Annotated in this window: 17 protein-coding genes; 11 read left to right on the forward strand and 6 right to left on the reverse strand. The window is 59.2% G+C overall.

Annotated features, from left to right (window positions below):
* The first annotated feature begins 61 nt into the window (after nt 1–61).
* The 6 genes from arsH (at nt 62) to J2Y56_RS15150 (ending at nt 6510) form a co-directional block, all read left to right on the forward strand.
* A complete protein-coding gene (gene arsH / locus J2Y56_RS15125) occupies nt 62–778 on the forward strand; it encodes an arsenical resistance protein ArsH (RefSeq protein WP_007948810.1) in 717 nt (238 codons plus the stop codon).
* A gap of 48 nt (nt 779–826) precedes the next feature.
* Nucleotides 827–1831, forward strand: coding sequence for an ArsJ-associated glyceraldehyde-3-phosphate dehydrogenase (locus tag J2Y56_RS15130; RefSeq protein WP_007948811.1), 1005 nt, complete (start codon nt 827–829; stop codon nt 1829–1831).
* A 9-nt stretch (nt 1832–1840) separates the two neighbouring features.
* Nucleotides 1841–3061, forward strand: coding sequence for an organoarsenical effux MFS transporter ArsJ (arsJ, locus tag J2Y56_RS15135; RefSeq protein ID WP_310351036.1), 1221 nt, complete (start codon nt 1841–1843; stop codon nt 3059–3061).
* Nucleotides 3062–3175: 114 nt separating this feature from the next.
* Nucleotides 3176–4534 (forward strand): MATE family efflux transporter, encoded by a 1359-nt coding sequence (locus tag J2Y56_RS15140; RefSeq protein WP_310351038.1) that lies wholly within the window; start codon nt 3176–3178, stop codon nt 4532–4534.
* Nucleotides 4535–4627: 93 nt separating this feature from the next.
* Nucleotides 4628–5308 carry a phosphoribosyltransferase family protein gene (locus tag J2Y56_RS15145; RefSeq protein ID WP_310336952.1) on the forward strand — a complete coding sequence of 227 codons (681 nt, stop codon included), beginning with the start codon at nt 4628–4630 and terminating at the stop codon, nt 5306–5308.
* Between the two features lie 554 nt (nt 5309–5862).
* Nucleotides 5863–6510: a hypothetical protein gene (locus tag J2Y56_RS15150; RefSeq protein WP_150780721.1), complete on the forward strand. Its 648-nt coding sequence runs from the start codon at nt 5863–5865 to the stop codon at nt 6508–6510.
* A 111-nt stretch (nt 6511–6621) separates the two neighbouring features.
* Here J2Y56_RS15150 and J2Y56_RS15155 read toward each other — a convergent pair whose 3' ends face one another.
* The gene (locus tag J2Y56_RS15155) at nt 6622–7368 is read right to left on the reverse strand and encodes an SDR family oxidoreductase (RefSeq protein WP_310351042.1); all 747 of its coding nucleotides are present in this window, start codon (nt 7366–7368) and stop codon (nt 6622–6624) included.
* 209 nt (nt 7369–7577) lie between these two features.
* On the opposite strand from J2Y56_RS15155, the gene J2Y56_RS15160 reads away from it, so the two are divergent.
* Together J2Y56_RS15160 and J2Y56_RS15165 are read left to right on the forward strand one after the other, a co-directional pair.
* Nucleotides 7578–8147: a YceI family protein gene (locus J2Y56_RS15160; RefSeq protein WP_007948821.1), complete on the forward strand. Its 570-nt coding sequence runs from the start codon at nt 7578–7580 to the stop codon at nt 8145–8147.
* Between the two features lie 71 nt (nt 8148–8218).
* On the forward strand, nt 8219–9346 hold the full coding sequence (locus J2Y56_RS15165; protein ID WP_310351047.1) for a diguanylate cyclase: 1128 nt from the start codon (nt 8219–8221) through the stop codon (nt 9344–9346).
* 85 nt (nt 9347–9431) lie between these two features.
* Here J2Y56_RS15165 and J2Y56_RS15170 read toward each other — a convergent pair whose 3' ends face one another.
* Nucleotides 9432–10430 (reverse strand): acyltransferase, encoded by a 999-nt coding sequence (locus tag J2Y56_RS15170; RefSeq protein ID WP_310336959.1) that lies wholly within the window; start codon nt 10428–10430, stop codon nt 9432–9434.
* A gap of 167 nt (nt 10431–10597) precedes the next feature.
* The gene (locus J2Y56_RS15175) at nt 10598–13996 is read right to left on the reverse strand and encodes an Ig-like domain-containing protein (protein WP_310351050.1); all 3399 of its coding nucleotides are present in this window, start codon (nt 13994–13996) and stop codon (nt 10598–10600) included.
* A gap of 296 nt (nt 13997–14292) precedes the next feature.
* Here J2Y56_RS15175 and J2Y56_RS15180 point away from each other — a divergent pair, with 296 nt between their 5' ends.
* Together J2Y56_RS15180 and mqo are read left to right on the forward strand one after the other, a co-directional pair.
* Nucleotides 14293–15003 carry a GNAT family N-acetyltransferase gene (locus J2Y56_RS15180; protein ID WP_310351054.1) on the forward strand — a complete coding sequence of 237 codons (711 nt, stop codon included), beginning with the start codon at nt 14293–14295 and terminating at the stop codon, nt 15001–15003.
* Between the two features lie 314 nt (nt 15004–15317).
* Complete coding sequence (mqo, locus tag J2Y56_RS15185; protein WP_310351057.1) at nt 15318–16964, forward strand: malate dehydrogenase (quinone); 1647 nt, start codon at nt 15318–15320, stop codon at nt 16962–16964.
* A 96-nt stretch (nt 16965–17060) separates the two neighbouring features.
* On the opposite strand, the gene J2Y56_RS15190 is transcribed toward mqo, so the two are convergent.
* Both J2Y56_RS15190 and J2Y56_RS15195 read right to left on the reverse strand, forming a co-directional pair.
* On the reverse strand, nt 17061–18920 hold the full coding sequence (locus tag J2Y56_RS15190) for an ABC transporter ATP-binding protein (RefSeq protein ID WP_310351060.1): 1860 nt from the start codon (nt 18918–18920) through the stop codon (nt 17061–17063).
* Between the two features lie 183 nt (nt 18921–19103).
* Nucleotides 19104–19499, reverse strand: a complete 396-nt coding sequence (locus tag J2Y56_RS15195) for a RidA family protein (RefSeq protein ID WP_310351062.1) — start codon at nt 19497–19499, stop codon at nt 19104–19106.
* 140 nt (nt 19500–19639) lie between these two features.
* Here J2Y56_RS15195 and J2Y56_RS15200 point away from each other — a divergent pair, with 140 nt between their 5' ends.
* Nucleotides 19640–20560 (forward strand): LysR family transcriptional regulator, encoded by a 921-nt coding sequence (locus J2Y56_RS15200; RefSeq protein WP_310351065.1) that lies wholly within the window; start codon nt 19640–19642, stop codon nt 20558–20560.
* A 324-nt stretch (nt 20561–20884) separates the two neighbouring features.
* Here the strand turns inward: J2Y56_RS15200 and J2Y56_RS15205 are convergent, their stop codons facing one another.
* Nucleotides 20885–25501 carry an autotransporter outer membrane beta-barrel domain-containing protein gene (locus J2Y56_RS15205; RefSeq protein ID WP_310351068.1) on the reverse strand — a complete coding sequence of 1539 codons (4617 nt, stop codon included), beginning with the start codon at nt 25499–25501 and terminating at the stop codon, nt 20885–20887.
* Nucleotides 25502–25631: the final 130 nt, after the last annotated feature.

Consider the following 25631-nt stretch of genomic DNA (forward strand, 5'->3'; position numbering starts at 1 on the left):
GCGCCTTCGACTACGAGATCGCTCGATGAACCCAAGAGCGCCATTGCGCAGGACAATGACTATGTTTGATGACCATATGCCCCAACTCGATGCCGGTCTGATTGACCTCCCGTCTGCAGACAAACTCGGTATCGAAAAGACCTCCACCCACAAGCCACGCATTTTGCTGTTGTACGGATCGACTCGTGAGCGGTCTTTCAGTCGTCTGCTGGTAGAGGAAGCCGCTCGATTGCTGGAGCACTTCGGCGCCGAGACGCGGATATTCAATCCATCCGGCTTGCCGCTTCCAGATGACGCACCAGATGATCACCCACGTGTGAAAAAGCTGCGCGACTTGGTGTTGTGGTCAGAGGGCCAGGTCTGGTGCTCTCCAGAGCGTCACGGAAATATGAGCGCAGTGTTCAAAGCGCAGATCGATTGGGTGCCACTGGCCATGGGCGCCGTACGCCCGACCCAGGGCAAAACCCTCGCCGTCATGCAGGTGTGCGGTGGCTCGCAGTCGTTCAACGTGGTTAATCAGCTGCGGGTGCTGGGACGTTGGATGCGTATGTTCACCATCCCCAACCAGTCCTCTGTGCCGAAGGCCTATATGGAATTCGACGATAACGGCCGGATGAAACCTTCTCCCTTCTACGACCGTGTCGTTGATGTGATGGAGGAGTTGGTGAAATTCACGCTGCTGCTTCGTGACCGTCAGGACTATCTGGTTGATCGTTATTCCGAGCGCAAAGAGTCGGCAGAAGAACTCATGAAACGTGTCAATCAGCGCTCCATCTGAGGACACCCGGTCGAACTCCCACTGACAGCAGATACAGAGCACAACAACATGACGATCAAAGTTGGCATCAATGGTTTTGGCCGAATCGGTCGCCTCGCTTTGCGAGCAGCCTGGCGCTGGCCGGAGTTTGAGTTCGTGCAGATCAACGATCCGGCAGGTGACGCGGCGACTCATGCGCACCTGCTGAACTTCGACTCGGTGCATGGCCGTTGGAATGACCAGGCCGATTGCGAAGGCGACAACATCGTCATCGACGGCAAACGCATCAAGGTAACGGCCAACAGGGCGATTGCCGATACCGATTGGTCGGGCTGTGATCTGGTGATTGAAGCCAGCGGCAAGATGAAAACCGTCGCCGTGCTTCAGGCTTACCTCGACCAAGGGGTGAAGCGCGTAGTGGTCAGCGCTCCCGTGAAGGAAGAGGGCGCGTTGAACATCGTCATGGGCGTCAATCATCAGCTGTTCAACGCGGCGCAACATCGCATCGTCACCGCCGCTTCGTGTACCACCAATTGCCTGGCGCCAGTGGTGAAAGTGATCCACGAAAAGCTGGGCATTCGCCACGGTTCGATTACCACCATCCACGACTTGACCAACACCCAAAGCATCCTCGATCAGCCGCACAAGGATCTGCGCCGTGCGCGTGCTTCGGGTATGAGCCTGATTCCAACCAGTACCGGCTCGGCGACGGCCATCGCTGAAATCTTCCCGGAACTGCGCGGACGCCTCAATGGTCATGCCGTGCGTGTACCGCTGGCCAATGCTTCGCTGACTGACTGTGTCTTTGAAGTCGAACGGGCCACCACTGCCGAAGAGGTCAATCAGTTCCTCAAGGACGCTTCCGAGAATGGACTCAAAGACATTCTCGGTTTTGAAGAGCGTCCATTGGTGTCCATCGACTACCGTACCGATCCGCGCTCATCGATCATTGATGCGCTGTCGACCATGGTGATCAACGGTACCCAGGTCAAACTCTATGCCTGGTACGACAACGAATGGGGCTATGCCAACCGCACCGTCGAACTGGCCAGAATGGTCGGTGGGGCGGTTTAAGGAGCGGTCATGAAAGCGTTGTCAGCCCTCGCGCCGCAAGTGCGGCAGTACTTGCTCGTCACGGGCAATTACTGGGCCTTCACCCTCACCGATGGCGCCTTGCGCATGTTGGTGGTGCTGCACTTTCACGCGTTAGGCTACAGCCCGCTTCAAATCGCGGCGTTGTTTCTGTTCTACGAACTCTTTGGCGTGATCACCAACCTGGTGGGAGGCTACCTCGGTGCCCGGCTGGGACTGAACCGGACCATGAACATCGGGCTGGGCCTCCAGGTCGCGGCGCTGTTGATGCTGACGGTTCCTGTCGCCTGGCTGACCATCCCATGGGTGATGGGCGCGCAGGCACTCTCGGGAATTGCCAAAGACCTGAACAAGATGAGCGCCAAAAGCTCGATCAAGCTGCTGGTTCCGGATGGGCAGCAGGGCAAGCTCTACACGTGGGTGGCGATCCTCACCGGCTCGAAGAATGCGCTCAAGGGTGTCGGTTTCTTTCTGGGCGGAGCCTTGCTGGCCTTGATCGGTTTCAAAGGTGCCTTGCTGGTCATGGCGGGTACCCTGGCGCTGATCTGGATCAGCAGCTTGATCCTGTTGAAGAAGGACTTGGGCAAGGCCAAAGCCAAGCCAAAATTTCGCGACATCCTGTCCAAAAGCCGGGCGATCAATATCCTCTCGGCAGCGCGCATGTTCCTGTTCGGTGCCCGTGATGTCTGGTTTGTGGTGGCCTTGCCAGTGTACCTGAGCAGCGTCTTCGGCTGGGACTTCTGGCAGGTTGGCGGCTTCCTGGCGGCCTGGGTGATTGGTTACGGCATTGTGCAATCCCTCGCGCCCAACATCACCGGAAAGACGCGTGGGCACGTACCGGATGGTCGTGCGGCGTTTTTATGGGCACTTGCATTGGCGGGGCTGCCGGCCGCCATCGCGCTCGGGTTGAACACCGGGCTGTCGCCACAGGCCGTGCTGTTGGGTGGGTTGATGATTTTTGGCGTGCTGTTCGCAGTGAATTCGTCATTGCACAGCTATCTGATCGTGTCCTACGCCAAGGAAGACGGCGTTTCGCTGGATGTGGGGTTTTATTACATGTCGAACGCCTTGGGGCGGTTGATGGGCACGGTGCTTTCCGGCTGGGTTTACCAGGTGTCCGGGCTGGGGGCGTGCCTATGGATATCGAGTGCGTTCGTGCTGCTTGCAGCGTTGATTTCAATGGCATTGCCCCGTCATGCGCTGAGTGAATAACTGCTAGCAGACATACCTTTCCATTCTCTCCAAATCCTCTGAACAAGAGCGGTCTGATAGCGCTGCCCTGGCGTAGAATCCCCAAACCGCGCCCCCATCCGAGACGGCCCCTCCATGCAAACCCCCGCACAATCCAGCCCTCTCTGGAAAACCTACCTCCTGTTCCTCGCCCCGATGGTCCTGTCGAACTTCCTTCAATCGATGTCAGGCACCGTCAACAGCATCTACATCGGCCAGATGCTCGGCACCCAAGCCCTGGCGGCCGTGTCAGGCATGTTCCCCATCGTCTTCTTCTTTATCGCCTTGGTCATCGGCCTCGGCGCGGGTGCCAGTGTGTTGATCGGTCAGGCCTGGGGCGCGCGTGAGCCTCATCTGGTCAAGGCCATTGCCGCGACCACCTTGCTGTTGGGCGCAATGATCGGGTTGTCCGCCGCGGTGCTGGGCAGTGTGTTCGCCAGGCCAGCCTTGCAGGGTTTGGGTACACCGGCCGATGTGCTGGACGACGCGGTGTCCTACGCCCACGTGATGATGTGGATCATGCCGTCGCTGCTGGTCTATGTGCTGTTTACGCAATTGCTGCGCGGGGTGAGCGACACGGTGTCGCCGCTGATTGCGTTGGTGGTGTCGACGTGTATCGGGTTGGCGCTGACGCCAGCGTTGATTCGTGGCTGGCTCGGCTTGCCGATAATGGGCATTCAGAGTGCGGCGTACGCGGGGTTGGCGGGTAATTTGTCGGCGATGGGGTGGCTGGCATGGCGGCTGATTCGCAAGGGGCATCCGTTGGCGCCAGACCGGGAGATGTTTGCGGCGATGAAGCTGGATCGGGTAATTCTCGGCAAGGTGTTGCGCATCGGCTTGCCGACCGGGTTGCAGATGGTGGTGTTGTCGGTGTCGGAACTGGTGATTCTGGCGCTGGTGAATCAGCACGGCTCGCAAGCGACGGCGGCGTATGGGGCGGTGACGCAGATCGTCAATTACGTGCAGTTTCCGGCGTTGTCGATTGCGATCACGGCGTCGATTCTCGGGGCCCAGGCGATTGGGGCAGGGCACATCGAGCGCATGGGGCCGATTTTGCGCACGGGGCTGCTGATCAACGTGTGCCTGACCGGCGGGTTGGTGCTGCTCGGTTACCTGTTGTCGCATTGGTTGCTGGGGCTGTTCCTGACCGATGACGCCACGCGAGCAATGGCCGAACACTTGTTGCACATCATGCTCTGGAGTCTGTTGGTGTTTGGCTTCCAGGCGATTGTCGGTGGCATCATGCGCGCCAGTGGCACCGTGTTGGTGCCGATGGCGGTGTCGATTTTTTGCGTGGTGCTGGTGCAGTTGCCGGTGGCGTATGTGCTGGACGGGCATTTTGGTTTGCAGGGCGTGTGGATGGCGTTTCCGGTGGCGTACCTGGGGATGCTGGCGTTGCAGACGGCGTATTACCGCTTCGTTTGGCGGCATCAGAAAATCCAGCGATTGGTGTAGCGGCGCCGCTTGATGTCGGCCACGGTCAGGCCGACAATTCTTCGGGACTGCGTGATGAAACCGACGGGCGTAATTGCCTGAGGAGGTTTTCAAATGAGTCCCCCCTCGAACATCGTTTTACAGGACCGGACAGCGGCCGGTCGGCGTCTGGTGGCGCCGTTGCTCGCGTACGCTCATCGCCCGGAAGTGATCGTTCTCGCCTTGCCCCGTGGCGGCGTGCCGGTGGCCTATGAAGTGGCCACGGCGCTGGACGTTCGCCTTGACCTGTTGCTGGTGCGCAAGCTCGGAGTGCCATCGCATGAGGAGTTCGCCATGGGCGCGATAGCCAGCGGCGGCGTGCAGATTCTCAATGAACAAGCACTGCGGGCACATCCGATTGATCCCGCCGCGTTCGATGCGGTGGTTGCGCGGGAGACGCGCGAGCTGTTGCGGCGCGAGCAGGTTTACCGGGGAGCGCGCGCGCCGGTGCAACTCAAGGATCAAGTGGTGATTCTGATCGACGATGGCCTGGCGACAGGCGCCTCGATGATGGCAGCTATACGTGCGGCGCGGGCGCATGCGCCGTCTCGCATCGTAGTCGCGGTGCCGGTAGGACCACCCGAAACAGTCGAGGCGTTGCGCAGTGAAGTGGATGAATTGATCTGCCCGATCATGCCTGAATGGTTGATGTCGATCGGGCATTGGTACATGGATTTTTCCCAGACCTCGGATGCGCAAGTCATCAGGCTGTTGCATCGGGCCTGGGCGAAAGAAGACTGCGCCGATCCACCCTGAGAGTTACCCATGTAAAAAGTATGACTGTTTTAGGTGTTGTGTCCAGAATGCGAGCCGCTCGCTATTACATACCCTTTGGTAGCGTCGGCAACTAGTGGATCCAATAACTTTATGATGAAGTCGATATAAATTCAGCAGGCCAGTGGTCATGGGCCTGTCAGGGAAGTTGATGACTTAGTGTCGGCGCGACAAGTCACAAATTCTAACTACCGTTTGTCGGTAGTGTGCTCGGAAAATGAACATTCGAGTATTCTAGGGCTCTCATTCATCAGCGGTCATTCATGACCTGCACCCCTTAGTCGTAGTAAAAGCCGCAGTAAAGAAGTGGAAAAGTGAACCTCATGTGCATCGAATGCTATGGGGATTTTTTTTACTGTATCCCGGGAGAAACACTTAAGCAGATTGTTGGTTCGCCTTGCGAGTCAATGAACTTAGCCGTGCCAGGTCTATGATTTGGCTTATCTTGAATCAGTAGATCGAACAGGTGTTTTGGAATAAGTTCATAACCTGTAGAGCATTGATCAGTACTGTCGAATAAAGGTGGAGAACGTACCGTGGCGATAAATACAATTATGAGCCTTATTGAAAATAAAGAATTCATGGAGTTTTTACGAATGGGCGTTGTTTATGTCCATTTGGTTGCCTGTTGTGTCGCCATTGGTTTGGTGTTGACCAGTGATATTGCGATGGTCAGAGATTTGTTTAAGCGAAAAACATTAACCGAGCATGATAATGCTCACATGGAAAGTCTTCAGAAGTCTGTGGTTGTTGCGTTGATAGGCTTGTGGGTAACCGGTACCGCGATCATCGGTATAGATTACCTGGAAAAAGGCATGAACTACTTCATGAATCCAAAACTTCAAGCCAAAGTCATTATTGTTGCGTTGCTGACTTATAACGGTGTCGTGTTGCATCGCCTGGTTTTGCCCGCTCTGCAAAAGGCAGGTTCATTGCTCAATCTCGAGTTCAGCGCCCGGATGCTGGCGCTGTTCTGCGGCTCGCTGTCGGCAGTGTCCTGGATGTATGCGGCCATGTTGGGCATCGGGCGACCGCTGGCCTGGAAGTATTCCCTGACTGAACTGTTGATGGCCTATCCGGTGCTGATTGCACTGGGGTTCCTGACGATGCTTGCATTGACTCAACGGGCGAAACAACCGAACTACGCCGTTGCATCTCCGCGGACTTTCGCGGGCGCTTGTTAAGTTAGTTAAACGAGTAAACCTTACAGGCCAGTTCAGAGCCTGACAGAAGCGACCTCCTTTGTGCAGGCAACTAATGCCTGTATCAAAGGAGGTCGTTTTTTTTGCAGTCGCCTAGTGAGTTTTGAGCCAGTCCTGAAACCGGGTCGCGCCGACGATGGGGTTGGCGCCCGGTGTCAGTGACTGATCATTTATCGGCGCACCAAAGTAAGGAACCGTGTCGTCCGCAATGGATTGGCGCGGGTCCTTGGTGTGTTTCAGGTAATCGCTGGCGAACTCAACGAGAGGGCGGTTATCAGGGCCAGCCACTTCAACGGTCTGATTGGCAGGCGCCTTCAGCGCGATAGCGGTCAGCGCCGCCGCGACATCGGCCGAGGCCACCGGTTGCAACGCGGCGGACGTCAGGTGAATGGTGTCACCTTCCTCACGCCCGGAGTGAGCAATGGCATGGATAAACTCAAAGAACTGCGTCGCCCGCACAATGGTGTAGGGAATGCCCGATTTTTTGATCAGCGTTTCCTGTGCCATTTTTGCCCGGAAATAACCGCTGTCGAGCATTCGTTCGGTGCCGACAACTGACAGGGCCACATGGTGTTTGACGCCGTCGAGCTTCTCCGCCGCGAACAGGTTGTGCCCGGCGGTTTCAAAAAAATGCAACGCCGCGTGGTCCTCGAAAGAGGGCGAGTTCGCCACGTCGACCACCACGTCGGCGCCCTTTAACGCCTCCGTCAGCCCTTCGCCGCTGATGACATTCACGCCGGTACTCGGTGACGCCGCGAAGGCTTCATGGCCTAGATCCTGCAGGTTTTTGCAGACTTTACTGCCGATTAGCCCGGTACCTCCGATGACGACGATCTTCATGTCCATTCTCCCGAAAGCGGCAAGTGCAACGGTAATTAAAGACCCGCGCAGGTGGCAGGACAGGGCGCTGGGCCGGGTTGGCCGACAGATGGTCGGAAGTCCGCGCAGCAGGTGGAAGAAACGTTGGTTCTTTGCTTTAGTCCTCCTATCGCTGACCTGCGTGTGCAGGCGTATCGGCTCATGACCGGACGCCTTGACCGGAGAATCCCATGACTGTTCGATTCCCGCGGCTCGCGGTACTGGCAGCTTTGTTCACCTTCGGCTTTTTGCCCTGTGCCCAAGCGGTTCAATACACGCAAGTCAATCAAGCCGCGAGCAAGATCTCATTCACGTACAACCAGTTCAGCTCGCGGGTGTATGGCACGTTTGAAAAGTTCGAGGCCTCGCTTGATTTCGATACGACGAACCCCGCAGCGGCCCATGCGTCGCTCACCATCCAGCTCGACAGCATTAATGCCGGCAGCAGTGACGCCAACGCTGAATTGCAAAAGCCGGCGTGGTTCGATTCGGCGGCTTATCCCGTGGCGACCTTTGAATCGACCGACGTGAAAGCCCTCGGTGACGACAAGTACACGATTGTCGGCAAGCTGACACTCAGAGGCGTCACCCGCGAAGTAGCGGTGCCGGTCCACCTCAAAGCGGAGAAAGCCGTCGGGATCTTCGATGGCCAGTTAACGCTCAAGCGAAGCGATTTCAAAGTCGGCGACGGTGAATATGCGGATGCCGTCGTTTCCGATGACATCAATATCCGGTTCAAGATGGTTGCGCCGCAGCAGTAATCCGTTTGTTCACCCGGGTGGCTGGGTGTCACAATCGTTTTTTGGCACAGCATCATGATCAGGAGGATCAAATGGGTCGCCCAGGATTTCGGCACGATCAGGAGGCGTTCATCACCGCGCAAGTGCGGGGTGACCGCTTGCGCCAGCTATTCCACCAATCCGTTTCTGCGGTGTTCGGCAGTTACTTTGCCGCGATCATGCTGTGTGGTCTGTGCTGGGAGCGTATAGATCACCGCCTCATGTTCGGCTGGATTGGCCTGCTGACCGCCTCGTCGTTACTGCGCGTCCTGATGTTCATTGCCTATTTCCGCTGCCCGGAAAGTGAGCGCACACCTGAACGGTGGGAGCAGACGTACTGGGTGACACTGATGTTGTCTGCCGGCATCTGGGGCGCAGGCGCTTTGGCGATCATGCCGGCAAACGACCTGCTGGCCCAGGCGCTGGTCCTGCTCTTCGCCGTCGGCATGTCCGTCAGCGCGGTGTCATGTTACTCGTCCTATCGGTACATGACGTTAGCGTCGATTGGCCTGGTGTTGTTGCCGTGTACGCTGTGGTTGTTGTTTCAGCCGACGGCCCTGCAATTGGGTATGGCGCTGGCCGTCCTGGTGTTTGCCTCGTTGGCCGTCAGCGCGACTCGCAAACTGTCCGAAGCCCTGGAAACGGCTTTTCGTCTGACTCGTGAAATGGAGCATGCGCACCGCATTTCCACGCACGCCGCACAAACCGATGAACTCACTGGATTGAAAAACCGCCGGGCTTTTTTCGAGCGCGCGCAGCAACTGTTCAATGACTGCCAATACAAGCGGTTGCCACTGTGCGTGGTGATGCTGGATATGGATCATTTCAAGCACATCAATGACACCTACGGCCATCAGGTCGGCGACCAGGTATTGCGTCAAATGGGTGTCGTCATCAGTGGCTGTTTTCGCGAAACAGATGTATTCGGCCGGTTGGGTGGCGAAGAGTTCGCCATCCTGCTGCCAGACACCTCCATAGAGGTTGCCGTTAATTTGGCCGAGCAACTGATCCAGGCTATCGGTGGTTTGATGTCCAGCCCTGTCCACCGCATATCGGCCAGTCTCGGTGTCGCCTCCATGGAGTTCCACGACAATGATCTGCAAAGTTTGATGAACAATGCGGACAAGGCGCTTTATCGGGCCAAGGCGCGCGGGCGAAACCAGGTGGCTGTTTCAGAGTAAGGGCGCAATGCGTCCGTCCTTGGCTGTGCATGCGCACTGCCTCTTCGAACGTCGCCGCGCCATCACTCGTCAGCGGGCGCACGCATCAGACGGCTGTTTCGCGGCCTTGCATTTGATCCACTCCATACCTCACGCCGGCCCGAAGCGCATGACGAAGTTTCAGGGCAGGCCGTTCGATGCAGTAGTACGAAACGCAGCTCAATCCGAACGAAAGAAAAAGAACCGCCGCAACGATAGGCGCGTCGTAGGCAACGGGCCAGAAAGCGCGCAGGAAGTAAATGACCACGAAGTGATTCAAAAACACGCCATAGCTGATGTTCCCGAGGAACTCGTCAATTTGATGAAACTTGAGTTTCGTCAACAGGTATACGATCGGGATGCCTAACGCTATACCCGCAGTCACCTCCGCATTAAACGGCCGCCGCTCAATCAGTCCCGCATTGATCGCCGCAAACATCAAGGCCGCCGCCACGGCGGTGGCGGTAGCGATCGCTAGTCCTTTCGCCTGCGGCTTGTACAGGTAACTGCCGCACAGGAACATGAACAGGACACCCGGCAACAGGCGGTAACCGTAGATGTCGGAGTTTATGAAACCAAAACAGGCGGCCATAAAAATGGCGACAGACAATGCAAACGCAACGCCCCGCACTTTGTAGATGATCAGGAACGGGATCACCAGGTAGAAACACATTTCAAGTCCCAGCGACCAGGCGGGGGGCAAGATTTGCGACCCGGCCGCCCCGAACATGTAAAAGCCAAGGGGCACCATGGGCAGGCTCGCGGCAATGTTCCTGAACGTTAGTTCGGCGGCTTGAGGTGTGCCGGGCAGCAGGAAATGGATCACGGCGCAGGAGACAAAGAAGTAGAAGAGGAACTGGGGGTAAAGCCGAAGGGCCCTGTCCATGTAGAACAGGCCGATTTTCCCCGGCGCTTTGTAGTTGCGTTCGATGAGCGAGGTCATCACGAAGCCGCTGATGATCAAAAAGGAAATCACCGCCATCACGCCGGGGTTTAGCCCCGCGAACGTCTTGCCCATATGGGAAATGGCGACCAAAACGGCCAACAGCAGACGATAAGCTCCCACTCAACCCTTCCTGGATCATTATATTTAGGGGGCGTAAATTACGTTGCTTTGCCGCCAGAGGACAGTTTTTTCGCTGTGTACGAACTTTCCTCATCCTCTTTGAACGCGATTGAAAACCGCCGCCACCCGGTCTGCCAGAGGCAGACCGGGTGACTATCGTTGCCGCTTTAACGCACGCTGATCGGCGCCGTTATCGTCTTGCCAAGCGCAGACTTGACAGTGATGGTAGGGTTTGGCGCCGGTCCGGCACCGGAGGTCGCCACCAGCACTCGCCACTTCGCACCCGTGCCGACCTGCGTGAGCGTAGCCTTGCCCAGATTAAGCGTCCCGGCTGTAGAGGTCACGGTCACCGTTATGCTATTTCCGGCAAAACGCGAGGTGGTCCCGGAAATATCCCAGGTGTAGCGATTGTCGGTACGAACGGTGACGAACGCGTTGGTGACTGCCAGCGTCTCGGTGGCTGCTGCAGCCGTGACCGACACGGACACCGTTGCAGGGTCAGACTTCGCATCCTGGGCATCACTGGCCCGATAGGTGAAGGTCGCGGTGAACGCCTCGGGGACGATCGCCGGTGGGGTGTAGACCACCCGCAAACCGTCGGTGCTGACCGAGCCTTTACCCGAATCCGGCTGGTTCAGTTCCACCACCTTGAGCGGCAGATTGCCGTCCGGGTCGGTGTCGTTGGCCAGCACGTTGATGGTCAGCGGCTGGCTGCTACTGCTGGTAGCGCTGTCAGGGTTGGCCACCGGTTTTTGGTTGTCTCCTTCGTTGTTGTCACGTTTATCGCCGGTGCGGAAGGTAGGCAGCGCCACGGAGGCGACATAAGTGACTCCGTCCCAGCCGGGCAGGGGCGTTGGCATCAGCTGGAACTGGCCGGGATTCTCGACATCCCAGCGCAACAGCATCGAGTTGTCTTCATGCTGGGTGTTGTGGCAGTGCTCCATGTAAGTGCCGGCGAACTCGCGGAAGCGCACCGCCACTTCAACGTTCTCTGAACTGTCGATCCCTTCGCCAATGCGATAGACGTCCTTGCGCGCCCATTTTTCCCAATCCGGCGGTGCCTTGCCGTCGCGCTTGAGAACTACGCCTTCCTCGAAATGCACATGCACCGGGTGGGTCCAGCCGTTGCCGCCATTCACGATTTTCCACACTTCGAGGGTGCCGTCGCCAGAGAAGCCGGCGTCCGTCGGACCGGTGGCCAATTGCGGCGCGGCATCTAACCGGCGTGGGTCCATGGAGTAGCCGAAACCGCCATCGGTCTTGACGGTCCAGGGGGCTTCGTCGGTGCCGTCGGAACGTCCGAAAATAAACTCGCGATGCCGTGCTGTGGCAAGTTTGGCCTGGTCATTGGGGTTATCGCGGTCGATGGTCAACGGGATCATGATCTTGCCGGCGGGCTTGCCGGGTTTGGCAGGCTCATAGGCGACCGGGTCCATGCTCACGTCCTGACCGGCGTAAGGCTGCACCAGAAATTGCAGAAACCTGCCCACCGCCGGATCGCCGTTTTCCCATTTCAGGCCATTACTGGTGACCTTGAGCGTCGCTTTGTATTTTTCGGCCAGCACGTCGGCCAGCGACAGTTCTATTTTCTCCGGGCCTTTACCGGTCTGGTGATCCATCAGGTTGACCAGGAAAATCTTGTCACCGGTGCTGATGCCGTATTTCGCAAAGTTGACAATGATGTCATAGCGTTCGGCGATGCCCTGGACCGGCAGAATGCCGTTGTGATCCTGAAAATCACCGTCGCCATCCATGTCCATGCTGCCGTCGAAGGGCAGGGTGTGCGCCATGATGTTGCCGTCGTTGGCGATCAGGTGGAACGGTACGCGGTTGTAGGAAATCCCGGAACCCACCGGGCCTGGAAACTCGCCGCCGCTGCCGTTGATCTGCCGTACCATCGCCAGTCTGAAGTAGCGTGATACCGAACCATTGAGGATGCGGAACCGATAGCTGCGCGCCCGCACTTTCAGCACCGGTTGGTACTGCCAGTTGACCAGGATCTGATCCCCGAGAAAGCCGTCAGTGTTGAACGGGTTGAACCACAACTGGCCGTTGGCGTCCCAGGCCTTGTCGGCGATCATCAGGTTCACATCGTAGTCACGGTTGCCCCACGGCAGCGCCGAACCGCTGGGCAGGCGCAGGTTGACGCCGTCCTGGAGGGCCTCGTTACCGCGATCCAGGGCGCTGTAGTAGTTCATCATCACCGCGTTGCCCTTGTAAACGTTTTGCGCGGTGAAATCGAGCATGTGGTCGTGGAACCAGTGCGTACTCATGGTTTCGCGCCAGTCGCCACGGATTTTGATGGTGCCGTTGTCGCAGGTTTTCAGCCCGGGACTGGTGTCGTTGACGTAAAGGGTTTCGCCGGGTGCACAGGGGAAAGCCGCGCGCGGATCCTGCGCCGTGGTGTTGATGCTGTCGTAACCGGCCAGCTGGATCGGCCAGCGATAGTCGTAGTACTGCCCCGGAAAGAAAAACGCATTGGAGTACCCGTCGCTTTCCGCCGGAGAGTGCCCGTTGTGTTCGTGGGTGCTGAGGGTGTGCAGACCGAAACCGGCATTGGCCGAAGGGTCGATCGGCAGCGCGTTGTAGTGACGCATCAGTACCGGTTGGCCATAACGCACCATCAGCAGTTTTACCGGAAAGGTGCCGTCGAAGGTCCAAAGCGACTTGTGGTTCTGAATCGGCATCTTGGGGTGAAAGCGCGTATCAATGCCCTTGGTCGTGCCTATCGCGAGCGGAGTTTCCGAGGTCTGGTTGTAGAGCCCGCCCGGCCCGAACTCACCGACGGCGTAGTTGTGCAGTTGCCTGCGGTCGCGCATGCCGCCGTTGAGTTTGGCGCCCGCTTGCACGGTTTTGAAGGCGACCTGCGGGTAGAACTCGTTCCAGCGTTGATGCGACCAACCCTTTCCTGGTGGCCGTCCTTCAGCCGGCGAACCCACCGGATGGCGGTTGAGGAAAGCTTCGATCTGCGCCTTCCACGGATTGCGGTCGAGCACGTTGGAATACTGCGTCGGAAACGGGTACAGCCCCGGCTGGCGCATGAAGGCTTCCAGTGCGGCGGCCGACGGACCGCTACGAGCGATGCTGTTCGGATCTTGCGCAGGCGCCGGGCCGGCGAGCGGCACGGGGAACGACAGCGGCGGTTGCGGCAGGGTCGGGTCGAGTTTTTCCGTACCAAATTCTTCGAACAGCAGCAGTTGCTGGGTGAACGGTAGCGCGCCAAACAGGGGGCTGGGCTTGCCGTTTGTGGGGTAGTTGAACGTCGTTTGCGCAGTGGGCGGCAGCACGTTATCGACGCGGGTGTAGTCTTTGGTGCCGTACACGCCGTTGGGCAAGGCCAGCGAGCCTTGATTCGCGGAAGGCATCGTCTTCAGCGCTTCCAGCGCTGCGGCCGGATCAGCCGGCGGGTTGTAGTAGGCAGAGGGATCGGTGGGTGGTGGTTGTCCGACATCATCGATGGGGGCAGCGTTCAGGGTGGTCACGCTGAACGTGATCATCACCACCGAAGTAATGCCCTGCGCCATGGAATAGCCGAATGACTTGTTCGCAGGGACTGAGCTCTTCATGATTGTTCTCGTTAGGGCATGCCACGGTGATGGCACTCGCCCTTTGGGCCGAAGCAAAAGCTGAGCCATGAGAAACATCAGACGAAAGTCTTAGTAAAACAAGGTCCTTTGTAAGACAAATGGGTTATCCCAGGATTGGGGGAAAGTGCGTAAAACCGGGGGAAATTCCTCATTGTCGGGGAAAGGAGCTAGCGATTCGGGTCAACCTCTGTAGCCGCTGGCAGCAGCGTGGCGATCAATCTGTGACAATACCCCGGCCGATGCCCAGTAAGCCTTATCCCGGAGTCAGACATTCAATGCCCCAACTCACCCACTTCACAACCCAGTGCCCGGAGCACATCAACAGCCAGATCCTGCAACTGGTGGTCGATAACCTGACCGACATCAGCATGGTCGGCATCGCGCCGAGCAATCCGCTGTACAACGTGTACCAATACACGGTCGGTTTCGAGGTGCACCTGTACTTGGACGCGCTCAACGGGGAGAAGGGGATTACGGTCGAGTTGATCGTCGCGACCGACGAAGACGATCCGGCGAAGGTCATCGGTTTCCTGCTGTACCTGCCGATGAAAGACGATCCCCAGGCGTGCGGCGTGGCCTACATGGCGGTCGATGCCAGCCATCGTCGTCAAGGTGTCGCGCGGGCCATGCTGCAAGAAATGACCCATCGCTACCCGCACGCCGAATTGACCTGCGCCGTCGCCAAAGTGCCGTGGTTCGAATCGATGGGCTTTCAGGTGTTGGGCGTACGCGGCACGCAAGTGCTGATGAACACCCGCGACTACAGCAGTGAAGGTTTGATGGGGCTGCTGGATGTGGCCTCGATCTACAGTTCGCTGGAAGTTCGGCAGATCCATCACTACTTGCTGCAAAAACACGGCAAGCGCGCAATGATCGATGCCGAGAAGCAGCGCGACCGGCATCTGGACCAGATGACCCGCACCGCCAAGGTGTTTGTGCTGAATCGTTTGGGCCAGAACGCGGCGAACGAGCCTCGTCTAGACTAGACCGATAGGTCCTTTCGGGAGCGCGCGGTCGCCGAGCCGTGATATTCTGCGCGCCAACTTGGTTTGACCTGTTCAGTTGGCCCGTCCCGCAGACGTGCCGACAGGATCAATGTCGCTCAAGCAACTGAAGCCAATAATGATAAAAAGTCAGTTCAGCAGGGACATATAACTGAGGTCGATGCAGTCAGTCGGCCTTGTGTGCCCACCCTCCAATCATCATGTACCAACCTCCACGACATCCTGCCTGAATGCCGTGGCAAGGGGTTTTTCATGAAGATGGAAGGGCGGATGGCGTTTTATCATAGGTGCAAAAGATGTTTAAAAAAATGAACACGGCCCTGCTGGGGCTGGCTTTGTCGATGGGGATCACGTCTGTTCAGGCGGATGAGGCAAAGAAAGTCGATGTGCTGCTGATTGGCGGCGGCATCATGAGCGCAACCCTGGGTGTCTGGCTCAATGAGCTGGAACCTGGCACGTCGATGGAAATGATCGAACGCCTCGACGGCGTCGCTCAGGAAAGCTCCAACGGCTGGAACAACGCCGGTACCGGTCACTCCGCCCTGGCCGAATTGAACTACACCCCGGAAGACGACAAGGGCAACGTTCAGATCCCCAAAGCCGTTGAAATCAACGAAGCGTTCCAGATCTCCCGTCAGTTCTGGGCCTGGCAAGTTCAGCAAGGCGTGCTGAAGAACCCGCGTTCGTTCATCAACTCCACACCGCACATGAGCTTTGTGTGGGGCGATGACAACATCAAGTTCCTGAAGAAGCGTTACGATGCCCTGCAAGCGAGCCCGCTGTTCGCCGGCATGCAGTACTCCGAAGACCCGGAGGTGATCAAGAAGTGGGTTCCGCTGATGATGGAAGGGCGCGACCCGAACCAGAAAGTCGCGGCCACCTGGTCGCCGATCGGCACCGACGTGAACTTCGGCGAGATCACCCGTCAGTTCGTGGCGCACCTGCAAACCACGCCCAAGTTCGACTTGAAGTTGTCCAGCGAAGTGCAGGACATCACCAAGAACGAAGACGGCACCTGGCGCGTCAGCTACAAAAACCTGAAAGACGGCAGCAAAGCCGAAACCGACGCCAAGTTCGTATTCATCGGCGCGGGCGGCGGTGCCCTGCACCTGCTGCAAAAGTCTGGCACTCCTGAAGCCCGGGAATACGCAGGCTTCCCGGTAGGCGGCTCGTTCCTCGTGACCGAAAACCCGACCATCGCCGAACAACACCTGGCCAAGGCCTACGGCAAAGCTTCCGTTGGTGCACCGCCGATGTCGGTTCCGCACCTGGACACCCGTGTTCTGGACGGTAAGCGCGTCATCCTGTTTGGCCCATTCGCGACCTTCAGCACCAAGTTCCTCAAAGAAGGCTCGTACCTGGATCTGCTGACCACCACCACCACGCACAACGTGTGGCCAATGACCAAGGTCGGCATCAAGGAATACCCGTTGGTCGAGTACCTTGCCGGCCAGCTGATGCTGTCTGACGAAGACCGCATGGACGCCCTGAAAGAATACTTCCCGAACGCCAAGGCCGAAGACTGGCGCCTGTGGCAAGCTGGCCAGCGCGTGCAAATCATCAAGCGTGATGAAGCCGCCGGTGGTGTGCTGAAGCTGGGTACCGAGATTGTTGCTTCGCAAGACGGCACCATTGCTGGCCTGCTGGGTGCTTCTCCGGGCGCATCGACCGCTGCACCGATCATGCTGACCGTGCTGCAGAAAGTGTTCAAAGACAAGGTTGCAACGCCTGCCTGGCAGGAAAAACTGCACCAGATCGTGCCGAGCTATGGCACTCAGCTCAATGTCAGCCCTGAAAAAGTGGCCGAAGAGTGGGCCTACACCGCCAAGGTGCTGGAACTGACTCCGCCGCCAGCGATTGGGCAAGTGGTGGCTCCGGCTGCAGCTCCGGCTGATGCCGGGAAAGCGCCAAAGGCTAATGCTGCGACTGATATGGCTCTGTAACCAGAGAGCTGATCAAAAGCCCACTGAACCGGTGACGGTCAGTGGGCTTTTTTGTGGGCCGTGGTTTTTAAAGGGAAGCTGCCGGGCCGTTCACGCTCATACCTGGTCCATAGCCTCGGTTACCGACTGATCCTCACCCAGGAACCCGCCACTCTGATGGTGCCACAGCCGCGCATAGATGCCGTTCCTGGCGAGCAATTCGGTGTGGGTGCCTTGTTCGATGATGCGTCCATCGTCTATGACAATCAGTCGATCCATCGCCGCAATCGTGGACAGCCGATGGGCGATGGCGATGACGGTTTTTCCCTCCATCATTTCATCGAGGCTTTCCTGAATGGCCACTTCGACTTCCGAATCCAGCGCGCTGGTAGCCTCGTCAAGCAGCAGGATCGGGGCGTTCTTGAGCATCACTCGGGCAATCGCGACGCGCTGGCGCTGGCCGCCCGAAAGTTTGATGCCGCGCTCGCCCACCAAGGTGTCGTAGCCGGTGTGCCCTTGCCGGTCGCTCAGTTGGCTGATGAACTCATCGGCCTGGGCATTGGCCGCGGCACTGCGGATTTGTGCGTCGCTTGCATCGGGTCGGCCGTAGGCGATGTTGTCGCGAATGGAACGGTGCAGCAGGGACGTGTCCTGGGTGACCATGCCAATGGCGCTGCGCAGGCTGTCTTGCGTCACGTGCGCAATGTCTTGCCCGTCAATACGAATCTGCCCGCTGTCGACGTCATAGAAGCGCAGCAGCAAGTTGATAAGCGTGGACTTGCCGGCGCCGGAGCGGCCCACCAGGCCGATTTTTTCGCCCGGATGAATGTTCAGGCTCAGGCCATCGAGTACCTGGCGTTCGCCGTTGTAGTTGAAGCTCACGTTGTCGAAGGTGACCGCCCCGCCGGAGGTCACCAGGACGCCCGCGTCCGGCGCATCCTGCACCTTTGGGCCGCGGGTAAGGGTTGCCATGCCATCCTGCAGGGTGCCGATGCCCTCGAACAGCGAAGTCATTTGCCACATGATCCAGTGCGACATGCCGTTGATACGCAACGCCATGGCGGTAATCGCCGCCACGGCACCTGCGCCGACTTCGCCCTGGTGCCACAGCCAAAGCGCATAACCCCCCGCAGCTATGATCAACGCCACCACTAACGCCTGGTTGACGATCTCGAATTGGCTGACCAGGCGCATCTGGCGAAAGCCGGTGTGCTTGAAATCCTCCATGGCCGCGCGCGCGAAGTGCGCTTCACGATTGGAATGGGAGAACAGTTTCACTGTCGTGATATTGGTGTAGGCGTCTGAGATACGTCCGGTCATCGAGGAGCGCGCATGGGCCTGTTCCTGTCCGACTTTCCCCAAGCGAGGGACGAAGTAGAGCATGGCCAGCCCGAACAACACGATCCAGGCAACGAAGGGCAGCATCAGTTTCAATGCGAAGCCGCCGGCCAGTGCGATGATTGCAATGAAATACACCCCGATTCCAGGTGCGATCTCGATAAGGGTGAACAGCACGTCGCGCACGGCCAGCGCAGTCTGCATCACCTTCGTGGTGACCCGGCCAGAGAACTCATCGGAAAAGAACGAAAGGCTTTGCCGGAGCATCAGGCGGTGGAAGTCCCAGCGCAGCCGCAAAGGCAGATTGATCGCCAATATCTGGTGCTGCACCATGGTACGCAACGCCACCAGCCCGATGCTGGCAACCATAACGATGCCCATGCCCCACAACACGCGACTTTCCTGCGCAGCCGCATCACCACCGGCCTGCCAGGTCGAGAGCAGATCCACGACCTGACCGAGGAAAGAAAACAGCCAGGCTTCGTAGATCGACACTGCGGCACTGAGCAGCGCAAACGCAAGAATATAGCCGCGGGCGCCCCGTGTGCATGCCCAAAGGAACCGAGCCAGGCCTTCGGGTGGCGGTGGCACCTCGTCGGGCGGGAAGGGGTCGAGTCTTTGTTCAAATACGCGAAGCATGCTGGTCTCCGAAACGATCAAGTGAAGGAGATTCTGCCATTTAAAGGTTACGTTGAGGGTTATGTGTAGTGGCGGGGGGCTCTATTGGCATGTTGCCCCCCTCGTATTCCTTCCAGAACATTCTTCGACCCACTGATACACAGGGATGAAATGGAAATGAATGGAGGAGGGGCTGAGCCGGTTCTAATGCGGTAGTTTGGCGATCACCTTGATCTCGAAGTCGAAGCCGGCCAGCCAGGTCACGCCCATAGCGGTCGCCGTCGGGTAGGGCGCTTCGCCCCAGTACTCGGCCGCGACTTCCCAGATGGTTTCGAATGTCGAGTCGGGGTCGACCATGAAGATGGTCGTGTCGACCACATCCTCGAAACTACTGCCGGCCTCGGCGAGGATCGCGTTGAGGTTGGCGAAGGCCAGGCGAACCTGTGCCGCGAGGTCCGGCTCGGCCGATCCATCCTTGCGGCTGCCGACCTGACCGGATACGAACAGAAACCCGTTGGAGCGAATCGCCGGCGAGTAGCGGTGCAGCTCGTACAGTGCATGGCGGTCAGGCGGGAAAACGACATCACGTTTGCTGGTCATTGCCTACTTCCTTCGGGGCCATCGCGGCCCGCTGTTTACGATAAAGCCACTGTAGAAAGACGGCCGACCTGGATAAACAGGCAACTCTGGTCATGACTGTTTGTAGAATCCAAACTATCCAGACCCGAGTGAGGCTTGAAATGGACCGTTTCGATGCGATGCAGGCCTTTGCCCGAGTGGTGGAAACCGGCAGCTTCACCAAGGCGGCAGCCACCCTGCACATGAGCAAGACCAGCGTGACGCAACTCGTCCAGCAACTGGAAGCGAGGTTGCGCGTGCGTTTGCTCAACCGCACCACACGCAAGGTCAATGTCACCGCCGATGGCGCGGCCTACTACGAGCGCGTCATCCGGCTGCTGGCCGATATGGACGACGCTGAGACCAGCCTGTCCAGCGCGTCGATGACACCGCGCGGGCGGCTGCGGGTGGATGTGCCCAGCCCGCTGGCGCGAATGCTGCTGATACCAGCCTTGCCCGGGTTCTTTGCACGCTACCCGGAAATCCAGTTGACCATGGGCGTGAGCGATCGCATCGTCGACATCATTGGCGAAAACGTCGACTGCGTGGTGCGTGGCGGCGAGATCACCGATCAGTCCCTGGTGGCAAGGCATGTGGGCGATCTGAAACTCGGCATCTATGCGGCGCCGGGCTACCTGCAGCGCTTCGGTACCCCGGCGCACCCACGGGAGCTGGAGGAAGGCAGGCACAGCACCGTCGGCTTTCTCTGGTTTCGTACTGGCAAAACCTTGCCCTACGCGATGCAGCGGGGCGAGGAACGCATCGTGGCCCAGGGCCGCCCACAGCTGACGGTCGACGACGGCAATGCGTACCTCGCCGCAGGTCTGGCGGGACTAGGCATACTCTGGCTACCGCAGTACATGGCCAAATCGCACCTGGTCAGCGGCGAGCTGCTGCCGCTGTTCGAGGACTGGCACATGGTGCCGATGCCGATGTATCTGGCATTCCCGCCGAATCGCCATGTCAGCGCCAAGGTGCGGGTCTTTATCGACTGGGTAATGGAATTGATGGCCGAGCATGCGCCAGTGATTGGGCGGGGTTGATGGTGGAGGGGGCTTTCGGGCCAGAAGTGGTTCCAACGTGTCGTGTTCTTTCCAGGACTTTATGTCGCCCGGTTTTCTGTTGGATAGAAAACGCCCGGTTCAATCGTAATGCTGTTCATTTAAGGAACGACACAACTTTGTAGCAGCTGGCGAAGCCTGCGTCCGGCTGCGTAGCAGTCGTAAATCCTCAACGCGCTGATTTGCTGAAACACCGCATCGTTTGATTTCACGACTGCTACGCAGCCGGACGCAGGCTTCGCCAGCTGCTACAAGGTTCGCGTTGGCTTAAGTGAACAGCATTACGATTGAACCGGGCGTTTTTGCTCAGAACTTCACCTTGATCCCGAGTATGCCTTCATAGCTTCGGCTGTCTTCGCCAAAGGCTTTCTGATAGCCAAGCGAACCCGTGACGGTGGTACGTTCATCAACCTGATAGTCGACGCCCAGATTAAGTTCGCCCCATGTGCCGCTCATGTCGGTGCCGAAGGGAACATAGCCGTCGGCGGAAGAAAACTCGGTCTTGGTGCTGCCTTTGAACTCGTGCCAGACGCTCGGGCGAATCCATCCGTTGGTGCGATGTACCTTGCCTTTATCGTCCTCGCGGAACCAGTCCTTGTCGATGCGCACACCAAGGCGGCCGGTCAGGGAGTCCATATCCTCGAAGCGCACCTGGGCGAAGTCGTCATGGCTGTCATCGATCCGGACTTTGCTGACGATCACCTGGGCCTGTGGCTCGACGTGCAGGTTCTTGTCATTTTCGGCATGGAACGGGTACCCACTTTCCAGGGAGGCGGTGACCCCGTGGGCGCGGGTCTTGAGTGCGTCCATGTCGTTGGGGGTTGCCTTGATGTCGAAGCGATTGAACTGAAGCACGCCGTCCAGGTACCAGCCTTCAGGGCCGAAGTGCGTCCAATAGCCACCGACACCGTAGGCGTGCAGCAGGTCCTCGCCTGCGTTGGCACCGTCGCTGTGCTCAATGCTGCCGGCGATGCGGCCGATGTTCAGCGACAGGCCAGCCTGGTCAGTGCTGCCATCAATGTCTTCGTTACGGTACAGATCGGCACCGACCTGGAAAGCCTGAATCCGGTAGTCGGAGCGGACATTATCGCCCAGTTCGTCGTTGCCCTGGCGGTGGATCAACCGGCCCCAGCCCAGGCTTGGGCCGTAGCTGTCGACTTCTTCCACGGGCAGGGGATCGGTGGTCATCCGACGTTCTTCGCCGACGCGTTCATGCAGGGTATCGACCATGGCATGGCTGTAGTGCAGGAGCATCGCAGGCAGCGCGCGGTACAGCGAAGTTTCCGCGCGGTAGTTGGGCACTTGCCGGCGCACTGGCGCGAGCGGTTGCTGCGGTTGCACCACCGGCACCACCGGCACCACCGGATTGGACGGAGTAATCGGGGTTACTGGAGCCTGCGGGCCAACCGGCACCACGGGTATCACCGGCTCAACAGGATTAACCGGTACTACCGGTTCAACAGGCACTACGGGCACTACCGGCACTACCGGTTCAACAGGCTCGGCGTCCCGGGTCGAACGCAAGTACCAGGCTTGGGCGTTGCTGCCATCCTGGCTGGCACGGTGCAGGCTGTACTCGTAAGGGCCGGCCTTGACCCTGCTGAGCAGGCGGAACGCATCGGGCGTGGTGGTCGCACCGTTGACTGCATCGACCACCAGGATGCCATTACCTTGGGTCACGGCACCGGGGCCCCCCGCATTCTTGATCAACAAATTGCTGCTGCCGTCGGCCTTGCCGCCGTCCACTACCAGTTTGTCGGAGGGTGAGCCATCGGTGTAAAGGTAGGTGTTCAGCGCAAAGGTGCCGTTGGCGCCATGATAGTCGTTGACCGTCAGGTTCTTGAATTGCCCGCCCAGCGGCGCGCTGAAGTCGATCAGGCTGGATTCATTGCGCAGGGTGCCGAGATTCGATTCTCCCGTCAGGTTCCACAGGCTGGTATCGCGCAAATTGACGGTGGAGTGGCTATCGCCAGCAGTACGGGCCGAGCCGTTGAGTACCGAGCCAGCCACATCGATATTGGCGTTGCCGGCGCTGGCCAGCGAGCGGCCGACGCCTTGCCACAGGCCTGTGCCCATGTCAGGCACCTGGCTGCCATCGCTGGCCACTGCGCTGTCGACATTCAACCACTGACCGCTACCACCCACGATGCTGTCGCTCAGCTTGATATCGGCCACACCGGCGACGGCAACGGTTGCGCCCTCCCGGTTGTGCAGCACGCTGTTGTCCACGTTCGCCTGACCTTTGAGGACGTCGGTGCCTTGGCTGTACAGCGCCGCAGCCTGGCCGCCATCGGCATTGATGGTGCTGTGGGTGACGTCCAGCACGCCGCCGTTTTTGGCCACCAGAGCATGGGCCAGGTCACCGCGGGTGTTAACCCCGACCTGGTCGAGTTGCACGCTGGCCTGGTTGTTGGCCAGGACGCCGAGAGCGCTGTCGCCGTGGGTGCTGACGGCGCTGTTGCTGGCGCTAAGCTGCGCCCCGGATTCGGCTTGCAGGCCATGGGACAACTGGCCTCGGGTGGTGAGTGTGGAGTCGATCAAGTCGAGGGTGGCGGTAGGGGTTTGGTACTGACGGCTGACCAGGGCGCCGGATGCCTGTTGACCCAGGGTTTCGACACTCACGTTACGGGCGGTCAGACTCACCTGGCCGGGTTTGAGTGTACCGATGCCGGCGTACAGGCCCGTCGAGTATTGTCCCGCGGTTTTCACCGTCAGCCCCTCCAGCAGCATGCTGCCGCCATCATCCACTGCAGCGCCATAGGCTTGGCTGCCGAGGGTCTGCACGCTGGTGCCATAGGCGTTGAGTTGGGCACCTTGGTTACGTGAGGCCAGGGCATGGGGGAAGGTCAGGTTCGATTGCACCGGCGAACCGTTGCCACTGGTGGTGACCGATCCACCGTACAAGGTAATGGTCGAACCGGTATCCGCCACGACCCCCATGGCATTGTCATCACCCGAGGTCCGGACGCTCAGGTTGCGGGCGATCACCGTCGAACTGCCTGCGCTAAGCCCGGCCGAGTAATTGCCTTGTGTGTCGATCAGACCGTTGTTGAGTTCCAGGTCGGCACCGTCGAGGGCGCGTACGCCATAGCTGGTTTTTTGTGAGGTACGCACTTCGCTGTCGTTCAGGCGCAGACGCGAGCCTTGGCCTTCAACCAGTGCGCCGAGACCCCAGGGGCCGACTGCACTGGCCGCAGGATCGAGACGGATGGTGCTGCTGCTCACGTCGGCGCTGGCACCACCGTTGACATAAATGCCATGGGCGCGGGCACCACCGACGTCGATGCTGCTACCGGTCAGGGTGCCCCGGGAACCGTTGCCTTCGACGCTGACGCCGTGACTGAAGGTTCCCTGGCTCGACAACGCGCTGCCTTCGATGCTCACGGCACCGCTATTCATGGCGCGGGCAGCCGAGGTGAAATCAGCGACGCTGCCAGCGCCTTTGAGCGCCACGCTGCCTTGGTTCAACGTGACCTTGCTGCCACTGCCATCGGCGCGAATACCGCCGATGTAGTTGCCGATTGCGCTGGCGTGGACGGCATCGGCCAGGATGCTGGAACCACCCACGGCGTGGAGCACAGCGGTGCTGGAGGTGCTGGTCGCGGCACCGGTACTGGTGAGCTCGCTGCGCTCAAGCTGGATGGTTGCACCTGCTTCGGCGCGGGCACCGCTGGCAGAGACGGCGTTGCTGCGCACCGTCACGTCGGCCGCATCGATCCGACTACCACTGCCGCTGGCCAACAACCCGTGGCTGATGCTCAGGGTTTTCTCATCCAGCGGTGCCGAAGCATTGCTGATGGAGGCGCCACTGGTGCTGATTTGCGTACCTTGGCCCAACTGGATACGGGCGCCGTCTCGCGCCCAGGCACCGACCGCGCCTTTACCGGCGGTCGTAACGGAACCGTTGTTGAGGGAGATCTGACTGTTGTTACCCGTCGCCAGCAGGCCATGGCCATACACTGCGCTGCCGGTATCGAGAGTGGCTGCGTCGAGGTCAATACCCGCACCGTTCTCGGCACGGGCGGCGTTGGCCTGGGTACCTTTGGTGCTGACGCTGATCTGGCTGGCGCTAATCTGGCTACCCACGCCGTCGGCCTTCAGGGCATGGCTGCCGGTGGTTGGGCTGTTGGCACCAGTGGTCGTGAGGGTGCTGCCCTGGCCGAGCGTGATTTTGCCGCCTTCCTGGGCGAGCGCCGCGATCGAGCCCTTGGATTGGGTGCTGACCGAACCACCGAGGAAGTCGATGCGGCTGCCCGTGCCCACGGCCACCAGCCCTTGGTTGTTCAGGCCGTTGACGCCACCACCGAGTGTGATGGCGCTGTCGCGCAGCGATACTTGACCACCTGCCTGCGCACTGATCCCCGTCATGTTGTTCGCGGTGATGATGGCCCCATTTGCAGCCTTCGGAACCAGATTGACGGACACCCCGGTGCCGCTCAACTGGCCGCCGTCCCGTGCCAGCAGGGCTGTTTGTTCATGGGCATTGACGGCGGTGAGTGCCGTGTTGTTGACGGTGCCGCGCTCGAAACCGACGCTGCTCGCCGCTTGCGCCAACACCCCGATGGTACGGGTTGCACTCAGGTTGACGGTGGTGTCGTCATGGGCTCCAGGGTTGGCAATGCCGATACCATTGGCGCTGGTAATCACCAGCGGGGCGGGTGCGCCCAGCAATTGTCTGGCGAAAACCTGCGGGGCCTGCTCGCTGGCACGCATGGCGATCAGAAGGTACGAAGGGGCAGCGATGGCAGCGGCTGAAGAGGGTGGGGCAAAGCCGTCGGCAGAAAGCTCAACACCATTCTCCTCGGCTTCGGCTTCTGTCACGCAGAAAGCGAATACACCGGCCAACAGCAGGCTGATGGCACGCCCCAGTCGGGTACGTTGAAAGGCAGGATGGGTGGATGATTTATCGTTGTAAGTGTTCATGGCAGCCTCGCGGGCGCTGGAAAGTAGATGCCAGCAGTCTGCTCGTCGGGGTTGGCCGGGGATGTCGGAGCCGTTTCAACGTGGTTGTAGGAGTGACTCTCTATTGTTGCCCTGGTCTATGCTTGGGCGC

It is taken from the genome of Pseudomonas sp. BE134, assembly GCF_031456105.1.
In the GTDB taxonomy this organism is placed as follows: Bacteria; Pseudomonadota; Gammaproteobacteria; order Pseudomonadales; family Pseudomonadaceae; genus Aquipseudomonas.